This is a genomic window from Tahibacter soli (genome assembly GCF_025717065.2).
Lineage (GTDB): Bacteria > Pseudomonadota > Gammaproteobacteria > Xanthomonadales > Rhodanobacteraceae > Tahibacter > Tahibacter soli.
The window spans coordinates 671,407-686,316 of record NZ_JAOVZO020000020.1 but is presented as its reverse complement, the minus strand read 5'-3'; the positions used below and the strand labels follow the sequence as shown (position 1 = coordinate 686,316).

Annotated in this window: 10 protein-coding genes; 5 read left to right on the top strand and 5 right to left on the bottom strand. The window is 68.2% G+C overall.

Translation table 11 applies throughout. From position 1 onward, the window contains the following. Positions 1 to 3 precede the first annotated feature (3 nt). The 5 genes from kdpA (at position 4) to OD750_RS24010 (ending at position 8,148) form a co-directional block, all read left to right on the top strand. Positions 4 to 1,713 carry a potassium-transporting ATPase subunit KdpA gene (gene kdpA / locus OD750_RS24030; RefSeq protein WP_263541161.1) on the top strand — a complete coding sequence of 570 codons (1,710 nt, stop codon included), beginning with the start codon at positions 4 to 6 and terminating at the stop codon, positions 1,711 to 1,713. A gap of 17 nt (positions 1,714 to 1,730) precedes the next feature. Continuing rightward, a complete protein-coding gene (gene kdpB / locus OD750_RS24025) occupies positions 1,731 to 3,779 on the top strand; it encodes a potassium-transporting ATPase subunit KdpB (RefSeq protein WP_425508259.1) in 2,049 nt (682 codons plus the stop codon). A 159-nt stretch (positions 3,780 to 3,938) separates the two neighbouring features. Further along, positions 3,939 to 4,547, top strand: a complete 609-nt coding sequence (kdpC, locus tag OD750_RS24020) for a potassium-transporting ATPase subunit KdpC (protein WP_263541160.1) — start codon at positions 3,939 to 3,941, stop codon at positions 4,545 to 4,547. Between the two features lie 170 nt (positions 4,548 to 4,717). Beyond that, on the top strand, positions 4,718 to 7,417 hold the full coding sequence (locus OD750_RS24015; RefSeq protein WP_263541159.1) for a sensor histidine kinase: 2,700 nt from the start codon (positions 4,718 to 4,720) through the stop codon (positions 7,415 to 7,417). A gap of 38 nt (positions 7,418 to 7,455) precedes the next feature. Beyond that, entirely contained in the window at positions 7,456 to 8,148 is a 693-nt protein-coding gene (locus OD750_RS24010; RefSeq protein ID WP_263541158.1) for a response regulator, read from the top strand. Between the two features lie 6 nt (positions 8,149 to 8,154). Here the strand turns inward: OD750_RS24010 and OD750_RS24005 are convergent, their stop codons facing one another. The 5 genes from OD750_RS24005 to OD750_RS23985 all read right to left on the bottom strand — a co-directional run bounded on the left by OD750_RS24005 (position 8,155) and on the right by OD750_RS23985 (position 14,708). Continuing rightward, positions 8,155 to 8,301, bottom strand: a complete 147-nt coding sequence (locus OD750_RS24005) for a DUF3096 domain-containing protein (protein WP_263541157.1) — start codon at positions 8,299 to 8,301, stop codon at positions 8,155 to 8,157. Between the two features lie 92 nt (positions 8,302 to 8,393). Further along, on the bottom strand, positions 8,394 to 9,833 hold the full coding sequence (locus tag OD750_RS24000; protein WP_272842134.1) for a catalase: 1,440 nt from the start codon (positions 9,831 to 9,833) through the stop codon (positions 8,394 to 8,396). A gap of 209 nt (positions 9,834 to 10,042) precedes the next feature. Next, positions 10,043 to 10,564 carry a PepSY-associated TM helix domain-containing protein gene (locus OD750_RS23995; protein WP_263545229.1) on the bottom strand — a complete coding sequence of 174 codons (522 nt, stop codon included), beginning with the start codon at positions 10,562 to 10,564 and terminating at the stop codon, positions 10,043 to 10,045. A gap of 206 nt (positions 10,565 to 10,770) precedes the next feature. Then, positions 10,771 to 12,813: an elongation factor G gene (fusA, locus tag OD750_RS23990; RefSeq protein WP_263545227.1), complete on the bottom strand. Its 2,043-nt coding sequence runs from the start codon at positions 12,811 to 12,813 to the stop codon at positions 10,771 to 10,773. A 329-nt stretch (positions 12,814 to 13,142) separates the two neighbouring features. Further along, a complete protein-coding gene (locus tag OD750_RS23985; protein ID WP_263545226.1) occupies positions 13,143 to 14,708 on the bottom strand; it encodes a hypothetical protein in 1,566 nt (521 codons plus the stop codon). Positions 14,709 to 14,910: the final 202 nt, after the last annotated feature.

The window sequence follows — 14,910 nt, the reverse complement described above, 5'->3', positions numbered from 1 at the left end:
AACGTGGAAATCTTCGTGACTTTGGCACTCGCGCTTGCGCTGGCCTGGCCGCTCGGGCGCTATCTCGCGCACGTGCTGACGGCGCGCGAGAGCCCGATCGACCGCGTATTCGATCCGATCGAGCGCGCCTTGTATCGCCTCGCGCGCGTCGATCCGCGCCGCGGCATGACGTGGCGCGGCTACGCGATGGCGTTTCTCGCGAGCAATCTCGTGCTCGGCGTGTTCGCGTGGCTCGTGTTCATGTTCCAGGACCACCTGCCGGGCAATCCCGACGGCGTGCCGGGCATGCGCTGGGACCTCGCGCTGCACACGTCGATCTCGTTCCTGACGAACACGAACCAGCAGCACTACTCGGGTCAGGCGCAGCTGTCGTACCTGTCGCAGATGATCGGCATCGTGAGCCTCCAGGTGCTCACGCCGATGATGGGCCTGGGCATCGCCGCGGCGATGCTGCGCGGCCTGTTCGGCGGCCGCAACGCCGACACCGCGAAGGAAGGCGAGGCGCGCGATCTCGGCAACTACTGGGTCGACGTCACGCGCCTGACGCTGCGCGTGTTCGTGCCGTTGTCGCTCGTCGTGTCGCTCGCGCTCGTCTCGCAGGGCGTGCCGAGCACTTTCGCCGGCGCGCGTACCGCGCAGCCGATCGACGCGAGCGCCGGCATGGCCGAGCAGACGATTCCGGTCGGGCCGGTCGCGTCGATGGTCGCGACGAAGCAGCTCGGCACCAACGGCGGCGGCTGGTACGGCCCGAACAGCGCCGTGCCGCTGGAGAATCCGACGCCGCTCGCGAACGCGATCGAAACGATATCGATCGTCGTGCTGCCGTTCGCGGTCGTGTTCATGGTCGGGCCGTTCACCGGCCGGCGTAAACTCACCGCGCTCGTGTTCGGCGTGATGGCGGCGCTGTCGGTGGTCTCCACCGCCGCGACCTGGTGGTCCGAGCAGCAGCCGAACGCCGCGACCGCGAGCCTCGCCGCGCCGGGTCCGAACCTCGAAGGCAAGGAAGTGCGCTTCGGCGCGACCGCGTCGGCGCTGTGGACCGCGGTGACGACGCAGACGTCGAACGGCTCGGTCAACGCGATGCACGACTCGGTCAATCCGCTCGCCGGCACGGTCGCGCTGGTGAACATGTTGATCAATTCCATTTGGGGCGGCATCGGCTGCGGCCTCGTCGGGCATCTCGTGTTCCTGCTGCTGTCGATCTTCATCGCCGGCCTCATGATCGGACGCACGCCCGAAGTGTTCGGCCGCAAGCTCGAAACCGGCGAAGTGCGACTGCTGTCGTTCCTGATCGTGCTGCAGACCGTGACGATACTCGGCTTTACCGCGCTCGCGTTGACGATACCGGACGTCGCCGGCATGTCGAACCCGGGTCTGCACGGCATCGCGCAGGTGTTCTACGAGTACACGTCGGCCTACGCCAACAACGGGTCGGGCTTCGAAGGCCTCGGCGATGCCACGTACTGGTGGAACCTGTCGGCGTCGGTCGTGCTGCTCCTGGGCCGCTATCCGTGCCTGCTGATTCCGCTGATGGTCGCCGGCCGCCTCGCGGCGAAGCGCCGGGCGCCGGAAACGGCCGGCACGCTCAATATCGAGAGCGCGACGTTCGGCGCGACGATGATCGCGGTGATCGTGCTCATCACGGTTCTTTCGTACCTGCCAGCGCTCGTGCTCGGCACGGTCGGCGAGCAGCTGATGCTCGCGGCACACTGAACACATAGAGAAACACCATGGAAACCGCATCCAGACATGGCATGAAGGCGCACGCGACGCGGATCACCGCGCAGGCGCTCAAGGAAGCCGCGCGCGACGCGTTCGGCAAGCTCGCGCCGCGCACGGCGATGAAAAACCCGGTGATGTTCGTCGTGCTCGTCGGCACGGCGCTCACCGCAGCGCTGTCGCTGCACGCGCTATCCAAGGGGCACGCGTGGGGCTATCCGATGGTCGTCGCGGCCATCCTGTTCGCGACGGTGTTGTTCGCGAACTTCGCCGAGGCCGTGGCCGAAGCGCGCGGCCGCGGCCAGGCCGCGAGCCTGCGGGCGGCGCGCTCGCAGCTCGTCGGCCGGCGCTGGCGCAACGGCCAGTACGAGTATCTGCCGGCGGCCGAACTGCGTCCGGACGACATCGTCGTCGTTTCGGCCGGCGAGCAGATTCCGGCCGACGGCGAGATCGTCGAAGGCGTCGCCTCGATCAACGAGGCGGCGGTGACCGGCGAATCGGCGCCGGTGCTGCGCGAGGCCGGCACGGACCGCTCCGGCGTCATCGCCGGCACGACGGTGCTGTCGGACGAGATCAAGGTGCGCGTGACCGCGCAGCCCGGCGCGAGCTTCCTCGACCGCATGATCGCGCTCGTCGAAGGCGCGCAGCGCCAGAAGACGCCGAACGAGCTCGCGCTGACCGTGCTGCTCGCGGCGCTGACGCTCGTGTTTCTCGCCGTCGTCGTGACCTTGCCGGCGCTCGGCCGGTCGGCCGGCGTGCACATCGACGTCGTCGTGCTCGTGGCGCTGCTCGTGTGTCTGATTCCGACGACGATCGGCGGCCTGTTGCCCGCGATCGGCATCGCCGGCATGAACCGCGCGCTCGAGGCGAACGTGATCGCCAAATCGGGCAAGGCGGTCGAACTCGCCGGCGACATCGATACGCTGCTGCTCGACAAGACCGGCACGATCACGCTCGGCGACCGTCGCGCGACCGAGTTCATCGCCGTCGGCGGCGCGCGCGCGCCGGACCTGCGCGAAGCCGCGCTGCTCGCCTCGCTCGCCGACCCGACGCCGGAAGGCAAGTCGATCGTCGCGCTCGCACAGGCGCAGGGCGCGAGCGCCGGCGACGTCGCCGAGTCGACGTTCATTCCCTTCAGTGCCGAGTCGCGTATGTCCGGCGTCGATCTCGCCAACGGCCGGCGCATCCGCAAGGGCGCGCGCAGCGCGATCGTCGCGTGGGCGCGCGGCGGCAACGTCGCGCTGCCCGGCGATCTCGACGCCGCGGTCGACCGCGTGGCGAGGAGCGGCGCGACGCCGCTGGTCGTCGCCGACCAGAGCCGCATCCTGGGCGTCGTGGCGCTCGCCGACATCGTCAAGCACGGCGTGCGCGAACGCTTCGCGCGGCTGCGCGCGATGGGCGTGCGCACGGTGATGATCACCGGCGACAATCCGCTGACCGCCGCGGCGATCGCGGCCGAGGCCGGCGTCGACGATTTTCTCGCCGAGGCCAAGCCCGAGGACAAGCTCGCGCGCATCCGTCACGAACAGGCGCAGGGCCGGCTCGTCGCGATGGTCGGCGACGGCACGAACGACGCGCCGGCGCTCGCGCAGGCCGACATCGGCCTGGCGATGAATTCCGGCACGCAGGCCGCGAAAGAGGCCGGCAACATGGTCGATCTCGATTCCGATCCGACCAAGCTGCTGTCGGTCGTGGAGATCGGCAAGCAGCTCCTGATCACGCGCGGCGCGTTGACGACGTTTTCGCTCGCCAACGACGTGTCGAAGTATTTCGCGATCATCCCGGCGATCTTCGTCGCGGCGATACCGGGCATGGCGGCGCTCGACATCATGCGGCTGTCGGGGCCGGTCAACGCGGTGCTGGCGGCGCTGATCTTCAACGCGTTGATCATTCCGGCGCTGATCCCGCTCGCGCTGCGCGGCGTGTCGTTCAAGCCAGGCGGTGCCGAAGCGCTGCTGCGCAGGAACTTGCTGGTGTTCGGCGTGGGCGGCGTGATGCTGCCGTTCGTCGCGATCAAGCTGATCGATATGGTGCTGGCGGCGGTGACCGGCGCGCGGTGAACAACTCCCTCTCCCCTAAGCTCGCTTGGGGGAGAGGGTCGGGGTGAGGGGGCCGCGCCGGAGTCTTCGTCGATCTCGACGCAGCGCGACGCGTCACCCCCTCACCCAACCCTCTCCCCCGCAGGCATGCGGGGGAGAGGGCTACGACAAGGTGACAACATGAACACTATTGACAATTCCACAATCCTCGACGACCGCGGCGGCGGCTACGCCCCCGCGCTGATCTGGTGCGCCGTCCTCGTCGTCTTCTGCGGCCTCTTCTATCCGGTCGTTTCGACCGTGCTCGGCGGCGCGCTGTTTCCGCATCAGGCGACCGGCAGCCTGATCGAGCGCGACGGACGCGTCGTCGGCTCGCGCCTCGTCGCGCAGCCGTTCGCCGACGCGCGCTATTTCCAGCCGCGGCCGTCGGCGGCCGGCTACGATCCGAAGGCCGCGTCGGGCAGCAACCTCGCGAGCAGCAATCCGGCGCTGCGCGAACGCATCGCGAAGGATTCCGCGGCCGTCGCCGCGCGCGACGGCGTCGCGCCGCTGCAGATACCGAGCGATCTCGTGACCGCGTCGGGTTCGGGCCTCGATCCGGATATCTCGCCGGCGGCGGCGCACGTGCAGGCGGCACGCGTCGCGCAGGCGCGCGGCCTGACCTACGCCCACGTCGAAGCGGCGATCAAGGCGCATACGCGCAAGCCGACGCTCGGCGTGTTCGGCGCGGCGCGCGTGAACGTGCTCGAACTCAATCTTGCGCTCGACGCGTCGCAGGGCACAAAGTAGCAACGTCTCCCTCTCCCCCAAGCTTGCTTGGGGGAGAGGGCTGGGGTGAGGGGGCGACGCTGCGGTTTTCCTCGACCTCGACGAAGTGCGATACGCCACCCCCTCACCCAACCCTCTCCCCCAACGGCAGTTGGGGGAGATGGCTTTGACCGATCGGTGACAATTTCAACATGGCAGAAAGCACCGACACCGACCGCGAACGCCACGCCAAAGCCGACGCGCTGCTCGGCCAGCTCGATCACGACGGCGCCGGCCGGCTCAAGGTGTTTCTCGGCGCCGCGCCCGGCGTCGGCAAGACCTACGCGATGCTGTCGGCCGCGCGCGATCTCGCGCGCCAGGGCGTCGACGTCGTCGTCGGCCTCGTCGAAACGCACGGCCGCGCCGATACCGCGAGCCTGCTCGACGGTCTGGAAATACTGCCGCGCCGCGCGATGACGCACGCCGGTCGCACGCACGACGAGTTCGACGTCGACGCCGCGCTCGCGCGCCGTCCGCGCGTGGTGCTCGTCGACGAACTCGCGCACCGCAACGTGCCGGGCAGCCGCCACGAGCGCCGCTACCAGGACATCGAAGACCTGCTCGCGGCCGGCATCGACGTCTACACCACCGTCAACATCCAGCATCTGGAAAGCCTGAACGACGTCGTGCAGCAGATCACCGGCGTGCGCGTGCGCGAAACCGTGCCCGACGCGTTCGTCGACCGTGCGCGCGACGTGGTGCTGATCGACCTGCCGCCGCGCGAGCTGATCGCGCGGCTGCGCCAGGGCAAGGTGTACCTGCCCGAACTCGCGGCGAGCGCGCTCGAACGCTTCTTCACCGCGTCGAACCTGACCGCGCTGCGCGAGCTTGCGGTACAGGCCGTTGCCGATCGCGTCGATGCCGACCTGCGCGAATACCAGACCGCGCTCGGCGGCGGCGCGGTGCCGGTGCGGCGCCGCGTGCTCGCGGCGATCGACGGCAGCGAGAATAGCGAATACCTCGTGCGCATCGCGCGTCGCGTCGCCGAACGCCGGCAGGCGCCGTGGACGATCGTGCACGTCGAAACGGGCCGCGAGGCCGCCGACCCGGAGCGTCGCTCGCGCCTGGACGCATCGCTGCGCCTGGCGCAACGGCTCGGCGGCGACGTCGAGACGCTGCGCGGCGTCGACGTCGCCGACGAACTGCTCGGCTACGCATCGCGCAACGGCGTCGCGACGATCGTGATCGGCCGCACGCGCGATCGGCCGTTCGCGCGATTGTTCAACCGCACGCTGACGCAGCAGCTGCTCGCGCGCGGCGCGCACGTGGAACTGACGATCGTCGCCACGCCCATCGCGCGCGCGAAGTCGCGCCGCGCGCTGCAGACGCCGCGCGGGCCGTGGCGCGACTACGGCTTCGCGCTCGCGGTGTCGCTCGCCGCGCTCGCGCTCGCGCATCTGGCCGACCGCTATCTGTCGGTGTCGAACCTGTCGCAGATCTTCACCGTCGCGGTGCTGATCGTCGCGGTGCGCTCGCGCATGAGCGTGGCGGTGTTCAGCGCGGTGGTGTGCTTTCTCGGCTACAACTTTTTCTTCGCGCCGCCGCGCTACACGCTCGCGATCGCCAACGGCAACGACGCGCTGACCGTGATCCTGTTTCTCGCCACGGCGCTGATCTGTTCGCGGCTCGCCACGCGTCTTGCCGCGCAGGTGCAGATGCTGCGCGACTCGAACGCGCACGCGAGCCTGCTCGGACGTCTCGGCCGCGATCTCGCCGCCGCGGCCGATGCGGGGCAGGTCGCCGCGATCGGCGCGCGCACGCTCGCGCGCGCGTTCGACGCCGAGGCGGCCGTGCTGACGCCGGCCGCCGCGAACGAGCCGCTCGCGATCGCCGCGGCGATGCCGGCCGCGTTCGCGCTCGGCGCGACCGACCGCGCGGCCGCCGACTGGGCGCTCAACCACGACCAGCCGGCCGGCCGCTACACCGACACGCTGAACGCGTCGGGCTGCTGGCTGCTGCCGATGACGGGCGACGGCCGCAAGCTCGGCGTCATCGCGCTGCGCCTGCCGCGCGAGGAAACCGTGCTGACGCCGCAGCGGCGCGATCTCGTGCAGGCGATCGTGCAGGACATCGCGCAGGCGCTCGCGCGCACGCTGCTGGCCGACGAGCTGGAGAACGCGCGCGTGCAGGGCGAAACCGAGCGCCTGCGCGCGGCGCTGCTGTCGTCGGTGTCGCACGACCTGCGCTCGCCGCTCGCGGCGATGCTCGGCTCGGCCGAGAGCCTGCAGCGCTACGGCGAGCGCATGGCCGGCACCGAGCGCGACGAACTGCTCGGCGGCATCGTCGCCGAAGGCCAGCGGCTCGACCGCTACATCCAGAACCTGCTCGACATGACGCGACTGGGTCACGGCACGCTCAAGCTCGCGCGCGACTGGGTCGCGCTCGACGAGATCGTCGGCGCGTGCGCGCTGCGTCTGCGCAAGGCGTTTCCCGAAACGCCGCTCGAACGCGACATCGAGCCCGGGCTGCCGCTGATGTACGTGCATCCGGCGCTGATCGAGCAGGCGCTGTTCAATATTATGGAAAACGCGGCAAAATTTTCACCGGCGGGCGCGCCGGTGCGCGTGCGCGCGACGCGTTCGGGCGGCGAGCTGACGATCGACGTGACCGACGCCGGGCCGGGCATTCCCGAAGACGAGCGCGCGCGCATCTTCGACATGTTCTATTCGGTCGAGCGCGGCGATCGCGGCAAGCACGGCACCGGCCTGGGCCTGTCGATCTGCCAGGGCATGATCGGCGCGCACGGCGGAGCGGTGCAGGCGTTGCCGGGCGACGACGGCGTGGGCACGACGATACGCGTGGTGCTGCCGCTGACGGCCGAACCGCAGCCCGACGTGGACGCCGACACCTGAGCGTCGACACGCGCGCGCGCCGCTGACACACTCCGCGCATGAACGACGCCGCCCTGCCGTGCGTGCTCGTCGTCGACGACGAGCCGCAGATCCGCAAGTTTCTCGACATCAGCCTGCGCGCGCAGGGCTACGCGACGCTGCTCGCGGCGACCGGGCACGAAGCCCTCGAACGCGCCGCGACGCGCAGCATCGACCTCGTCGTGCTCGACCTCGGCCTGCCCGACATCGAGGGTCACGATGTACTGCGCCAGTTGCGCGAATGGAGCGCGGTACCGGTGCTCGTGCTGTCGGTGCGCGCGAGCGAGTCGGAGAAGGTGCGCGCGCTCGACGCCGGCGCGAACGACTACGTGACCAAGCCGTTCGGCGTCGAGGAACTGGCCGCGCGCATTCGCGTGCTGCTGCGCGGGCGGCCCGGCGAAACGGCCGCGCCGGTGTACGACGACGGGCGTTTGCGCATCGATCTCGCGCGGCGCGAAGTGACGCTCGACGGCGCGGCGGTGCATCTGACGCGCAAGGAATACGCGATCGTCGCACTGCTCGTGCGGCATGCCGGACGCGTGGTCACGCAGCAGCAGCTGCTGCGCGAACTGTGGGGACCGACGCATGTGGAAGATACGCACTATTTGCGTATTGCCGTCGGCAAGCTGCGTCAGAAGCTCGGCGACGACGCCGCCGCGCCGCGCTGGCTCGAAACCGAGCCGGGCGTCGGCTACCGCTGGCGCGGCGTCTGAGCGACGCTACAGTCGCAGGTTCGGAAACAGCCCGATCACGCCGATGATGATGAGATACAGCGCGACGATGTAGTTGAGGAGTCGCGGGCTGATCAGAATCAGAATGCCGGCGATCAGGGCGATCAGCGGTGCAAGCGCGAAGTGGATGGTCATGGCGGCGTCGCTCGTCGTGGTGCTCGAACGCTAGCGGTTGCGCCGTGTCGATGGCAAGCGCGACGGCCCCGGCGGAGCCGTCGCGCCGGCAGTCACAACCCGAGCGCGGCTTTTACCTTCGCGCCGTATTCGCCGTCGGCCTTGGCGAAGTGCGCGATCGCGCGCAGCTTGATGTCGTCGGGCACGCTCGCGATATGGCGTGCGATATTGCCGACGAGCGCGTCGCGCTGCGCCGGCGTCATCAGTCGATACAGCGCGCCGGGCTGACTGTAATAGTCGGCGTCTTCGCGATGCTCGTAGCGCGCGACCGTGCCGCCGAACGCGGCATGCAGCGGCGGTTCGGCGTAGGCGGCGTCGTCGGTCGGACCGCCGCGCCCGTTCGGCTGATAGTTCGGATCCGAGCCGCCGTTGTCGTCGAATCGCATCGCGCCGTCGCGGTGCGCGCTGTGGTACGGGCAGCGCGGCTTGTTCACGGGCAACAGGCCGTGATTGACGCCGAGGCGGTAGCGCTGCGTGTCGCCGTACGAAAACAAACGGCCCTGCAGCATGCGGTCGGGCGAGAAGCCGATGCCCGGCACGACGTTCGCGGGATTGAACGCGGCCTGCTCGACCTCGGCGTGATAGTTCGCCGCGTTGCGATTGAGTTCGAGCACGCCGACGTCGATCAGCGGGTAGTCGGCGTGCGGCCACACCTTCGTGAGGTCGAACGGATTGATGCGATACGCCGCGGCGTCGGCCTCGGTCATCACCTGCACCTTGACCGACCAGCGCGGAAAGTCGCCGCGTTCGATCGATTCGTACAGGTCGCGCTGCGCGCTTTCGCGGTCTCGTCCGACGAGATCGGCGGCCTCTGCGTCGGTGTAGTTTTCGACGCCCTGCTGCGACTTGAAGTGGAACTTGACCCAGAACCGCTCGGTCGCGGCGTTGACGAAGCTGTACGTGTGCGAGCCGAAGCCGTGCATCTGGCGATAGTTCTTCGGCAGGCCGCGGTCGCTCATGAGGATCGTGACCTGGTGCAGCGATTCGGGGTGGCGCGTCCAGAAATCCCACGCGGCGGTCGCGTTGCGCAGGTTCGTCGCCGGATCGCGCTTTTGGGTGTGAATGAAGTCCGGAAATTTCAGCGGATCGCGGATGAAGAACACTGGCGTGTTGTTGCCGACGAGGTCCCAGTTGCCCTCGTCGGTGTAGAACTTCAGCGCGAAGCCGCGCACGTCGCGTTCGGCGTCGGCCGCGCCGCGTTCGCCGGCGACGGTGGAAAAGCGCAGAAAGACCGGCGTTTCCTTGCCGATCGCCTCGAACACCTTTGCGCGAGTGAAGCGCGTGATGTCGTGCGTGACGCGCAAGGTGCCGTAGGCGGCGGAGCCCTTCGCGTGCACGACGCGTTCGGGAATGCGTTCGCGGTCGAAATGCGCCAGCTTCTCGATCAGCCAGAAATCCTGCAGCGTCACCGGGCCGCGCGGGCCGGCGGTTTCGCTGTTCTGGTTGTCGGCGATCGGGCGGCCCGCGGCCGTGGTCAGGGTCTTGTCGGTCATGGCTTGCGGCTCCGTAGGGGACGAACGAACCTTAGCGGCCGCGTGACGATAGGGAAAATCGAATGATCGAATCGTATCGATAGCGGTTCGCTATCGGCTTGGCGCGGCAGCCGTGGCGCATTCGACGCGAAGCCGCCGGACGATCTTGTGAAAGGCGTAGGGACGCGAGACGTCGACCGCGCGGCGCATCGCCGGTCGACCGGGCGTTTTTAGTGCTGCGCGAGCCGCCGCCGACGCCGCGCCTTCGCGATGTACGGCTCGACGAACAGCCAGATGCCGCTCAATGTCGCGAGCAACAATCCGATCGCGCTCGTCGCGAACCAGCCGAACTTCACGGTGCCGCCGAACCACGAGCCGTCGTGCAGCGCTTCGATCGTGTCGGACCGTCGCGGCAGCACCTGCAGCAGTTCGCCGGTGTGCGCGTCGAACTGCGCCTCAAAGCCGGATTTCGCGATCAGCTTGATCAGGCCCTTCGACGGACGCAGCTCCACGCGTTCGACGTCGCGCCATTCGTCGACCGCGAGATCGGGATGCTCTTGCGCCGCGGCCAGCAGCACGGTCCAGTCGGCGATCGGCAGCGCGAGTTCGCGCTTCTGCTCGGGCGGCTGCACCCACGGCAGCGATTTCTTGAACTGCAGCAGCAGCCCGGTGACGGCGATCAGCGCCATCGGCAGCGCGAGCCATACGGACAGCCAATAGTGGATTTTGCGGTTGAGAAGTCCGGCGCGCATGGCGTTCACGATTCGTTCCAGCGGCGGACTATCTCACGGCTGCCGGCGCCGAATATTCCGTCTTGAGACCCAGTGCTGCCGGTTCCTCTGCTTGCCGGGCGGTGCGGCGGTGCCCCGCGAGAATCGATTGGTACAAGCCGTTCGTTTTGTATAGCGTGGCCCGCACGAGCGGCGGGAAAATCCGCCACCCGTGCGGTTCGAGGCGATCAGTCTTCTTCATGCCTCGGCTTGTACGCGTCGACGAGCTGTTTCTGCACCTGCGGCGGCACCGGCTCGTAGTGGCTGAACTCGATCGCATAGCGACCGCGACCGCCGGTCATCGACTTGAGTTCGGTCTGGTAGTCGGAGACTTCCGCGAGCGGCACCTGCGCCTTGATGATGATTTCGCCGCCGCGCGCCGAATCGGTGCCGCTGATGCGCGCGCGCTTGCTCGCAAGGCCGCCGGTCACGTCGCCCATCTGCGCGTCGGGTACGAACACCTCGAGATTCACCACGGGTTCGAGCAGGGTCGGCCGCGCCTTGCTGATCGCGTCGAGAAACGCTTTCTTGCCGGCCGTCATGAACGCGATTTCCTTCGAGTCGACCGGGTGATATTTCCCGTCGTACACAATGACGCGTACGTCCTGCATCTGGTAGCCGGCCACCGCGCCGTGTTCGAGCACCTGGCGCACGCCTTTTTCGACCGCCGGCAGGAACTGGCCCGGGATCGTGCCGCCCTTGACCGCGTCGACGAATTCGAAGCCGGCGCCGCGTTCGAGCGGTTCGATGCGCAGGAACACTTCGCCGAACTGGCCCGCGCCGCCGGTCTGCTTCTTGTGGCGGTGATGGCCTTCGGCGTTCGCGCCGACCGTTTCGCGGTACGCGATGCGCGGCGGGCGCGACTTCACTTCGACGCCGTAGCGCTCCTTCATGCGTTCGAGCGTCAGTTTCAGGTGCAGGTCCGAAAGGCCGCGGATGACGGTTTCGTTGAGCTCCTTGTTGTGCTCGACGCGGAAGCACGGATCTTCCTCACCGAGCTTGCCGAGCGCGGTCGCGAGCTTCTGCTCCTGTCCCTTGTGCGCCGGTTCCACCGCGAGTCCGAACATCGGGACGGGGAAGTCGAGCGGCTTCAGGTGGATCTGGTCCTCGTCGTGCGAGTCGTGCAGGACGGCGTCGAAGTGGATTTCTTCAATTTTTGCCACGGCGGCGATGTCGCCGGGGATCGCCTGGTCGATCTCGGTGTGATCCTTGCCCTTGAGTTTGAACAGGTGGCCGACCTTGAACGGCTTCTTGCCGTCGTCGATGAACAGCTGCGTGTCTTTCTTCACCGTGCCCTGGTAGACGCGGAACACGCTGAGCTTGCCGACGAACGGGTCGTTGACGATCTTGAACACGTCGGCGATGACGTGCCCCTTCGCGTCGTTCGTGGCCTCGATCTGCACCGCGTCGGCGCCGCTGCCCTTGACGAACGGCGGCGGGTTGCCTTCCTTCGGGTTCGGCAGCAGCCGGTCGATGAGGTCCAGGAGTTCCTTCACGCCGGCGCCGGTGCGCGCCGAGACGAAGCAGATCGGCACGAGGTGCCCTTCGCGCAGGCATTGCTCGAACGCGTCGTGCAGTTCCTGCCCGGACAGGCCCGACTCGCCCTCGTCGAGATAATGGCCCATCACGGTTTCGTTGATCTCGACCACCTGGTCGATGATGCGCTGGTGCGCGTCGGCCACCTTGTCGAAATCGGCGACGCCGTCGGGCTTGAAGAAACAGTCGACGACCGACTTGCCGTCCTGCGCGGGCAGGTTGATCGGCAGGCATTCCGGGCCGAACGCCTCGCGCAGCTGTTCCACGACCTTGCGGCAGTTCGCGCCGTCGATCTTGTTCACGATGAGCATTCGGCACAAATCGCGCGATTTGGCATATTCCATCATGCGATGCGTGCTGTGCTCGACGCCGTTGTGCGCGTTGACGACGATCGCGCAGGTTTCCACCGCGGCGAGCGCCGACAGCGTCGGGCCGCGAAACTCCGGATGTCCCGGCGTGTCGACGAGATTGATGTGGCAGTTGCCGACGTCGATCGACGCGATGGCCGCCGCAACCGAATGGCCGCGCTCCTTTTCCATCGGATCGAAGTCGGAAACCGTCGTGCCGCGCTCGACCGAGCCTTGCGTCTGAATGACGCCGCCGGCCTGCAGCAGCGCTTCGAACAGCGTGGTCTTGCCCGCGCTCGCGTGGCCCACGAGCGCGATGTTTCGGATGCCGTCTGTGGCGTAAGGCATGACGTGACCCTCCCAGCGGATGCATGGTTTCAAGGGCCGTCATGGTCGTCCGCTCTTGTCGAGCGCGACCGCAGCGAGCGAAAGCGCTCGGGCGGGCGGTCATGGCGGGTACGGCCGCACCCGCTTCGGGGCTGCCGTGGGTCATAGCCTTGCCGCTTGTCACACAAGCGTCAAGTTGCGATGCGCAACAGGATGCGGTGTAGGAACGGAAAATGGAAAACGCCCCGCGCCGGGGATACGGCGCGGGGCGGCGAAACGGCGGCGCGCGGGCCGGTGGTGGAGGTTCGGCCCACCCCTGTCGGGCCGAACGCTCGCACGCCGCGCTTTCGTCAATCTTCGAAGCGGCCGCAGAAGATCGCGCACTCGTCTTCGATCGTGACCGATTCGAGCATCATCGACATCGAGAACTGCCCGCCCTGGCCCTGGAACACCGACCAGCCGACCTTCTCGAACAGTTCCGGTCCCATCGTGCGGTTGACGTTGTTGATGTCGGTCGAGTCGAACAGGTTGCCGCCCGGGTTGAACAGTTCGAACTCCATGCTCGTGCCGGCGGTCGCGAGCGGCGATTCGAAAATGTGGATGCCGTCGGACAGCGGATAGTCGTTGGCGATGCCGAGCAGCGGACCGGCCTGCGTCTCGACCAGCGTATCGCTGCCGTTGCCGGCTTCGAGCTTGAACGTTGCGACGTCGATCGGGTAGCGCACGAAGCTGCCCGGATCGATCTCGATGCCTTCCGGGTTCGTCTTGAAGCTCATCGTGACCGGCGTTTCGAGCGGCAGGCCGGCGAACGGGCCGGCGGTCAGGTCGTTCCACACGACCGTGCCCTTGGCCTCGACGACGGCGCGCTGCGCCGGCACGCGATCGAGTTCGACGATGAACGAGTTGAACTGGTTGGTCGCGTCGAACCCCCAGCCGCCGAGCACCTTGCCGTCGCCGGAAACGGCCGTGACCGAGTTCAGCGTCCAGCCGTCGGGCACCGCGATGTTGCGCGCGGCGAGGAAGTCGGTCAGCAGCTGCATGCCGCCGGCCGGCGTCCATACGACCGCCTTGCGGTCGAAGCCGAAGCCGCTCGCGCCGCCGATGAGGTTGCCGTCGTCGCTGACGCCGAACGCGTACGCGCGATCGAAGAAGCTGCCGCTGCCGATGATGCCGATCGCCTGCACGCCCGTGGCGGCGGTCCAGCGCCATGCTTCGTCGCCCATCTTGCCGGCGCCTTCGCCGACGACCACGCTGCCGTCGCGGTTCGTCGCGAGCGCTTCGCCGACCTGCAGGCCGTCCGCGTCGAGAAACTCGGTGATGTTGCCGTCGACCCATTTCACCGCGCGGCGAAAGCCTTCGGCCGTGTCGTTCCAGCCGACGATCACCTTGCCGTCGCGACTGATCGCGTTGGCGCGCGACGCGCCGTCGGTGTCGATGCGCGGCAGCTCGACCATGCCGGTCGGACCCTGCCAGCGGAACGCGACGGCGTTGTCGGCGGTGAAGGCGAGGCCCACGGCGGTGCCGTCGTCGGCGACGTCGTACGCCGAGCTGAGCGTGCCGTCGAGCGCCACGCCGCCGGGCAGGCCGCCGAGCAGCGTCGGTTCGACGAGGTTGGAATTGCTGTAGGCGAGCGCCGCGACGAGCACGCCGTTCGCGTCCTCGTGCTGGCCGGCCTGCGGCTGGCCCCAGCTGTTCATCCCGTTCATGCCGGAGTAGCCGTCGAAGTCCTGCGCGCCGCGTGCCGCGGTCCAGCGCCAGGCGCCGCCGCCCATGTAGCTGCCGCCGGCGACGCGGCCGTGCTCGGACAGCGTGACGAGCTGGCTGTTCGGCAGATTGAGCGACGTGAAGGTACCTGCCGCGCCGGCGGCGCCGCACAAGGTCAGGCTGATCAGCCCGGCGATAACGCGAATGCGCATGAACGAAATCCTCGATGGCCCCGAAAGAGTTCCCGCCGCGGGGTCGCCGGGCCGGTCGCGGCTGGAGCGATCGACCCGGAGCGGCGGGCCGTTCGAGTATTCGCCACCGACCATCGGGCGCTTTCGCGCTCGATGCCGGCAGGTTTCACGTTGCCTTACTTTTCCATCACTTCGTTGATTCGACGGTGTTTTTTGTCGAGGC

What these genes read in the sequence shown, in the direction of transcription:
- kdpB (WP_425508259.1), top strand. Translation starts at nt 1,731, where the DNA reads ATGGAAACCGCATCCAGACATGGCATGAAGGCGCACGCGACGCGGATC.
- kdpC (WP_263541160.1), top strand. Translation starts at nt 3,939, where the DNA reads ATGAACACTATTGACAATTCCACAATCCTCGACGACCGCGGCGGCGGC.
- OD750_RS24015 (WP_263541159.1), top strand. Translation starts at nt 4,718, where the DNA reads ATGGCAGAAAGCACCGACACCGACCGCGAACGCCACGCCAAAGCCGAC.
- OD750_RS24010 (WP_263541158.1), top strand. Translation starts at nt 7,456, where the DNA reads ATGAACGACGCCGCCCTGCCGTGCGTGCTCGTCGTCGACGACGAGCCG.
- OD750_RS24005 (WP_263541157.1), bottom strand. Translation starts at nt 8,301, where the DNA reads ATGACCATCCACTTCGCGCTTGCACCGCTGATCGCCCTGATCGCCGGC.
- OD750_RS24000 (WP_272842134.1), bottom strand. Translation starts at nt 9,833, where the DNA reads ATGACCGACAAGACCCTGACCACGGCCGCGGGCCGCCCGATCGCCGAC.
- OD750_RS23995 (WP_263545229.1), bottom strand. Translation starts at nt 10,564, where the DNA reads ATGCGCGCCGGACTTCTCAACCGCAAAATCCACTATTGGCTGTCCGTA.
- fusA (WP_263545227.1), bottom strand. Translation starts at nt 12,813, where the DNA reads ATGCCTTACGCCACAGACGGCATCCGAAACATCGCGCTCGTGGGCCAC.
- OD750_RS23985 (WP_263545226.1), bottom strand. Translation starts at nt 14,708, where the DNA reads ATGCGCATTCGCGTTATCGCCGGGCTGATCAGCCTGACCTTGTGCGGC.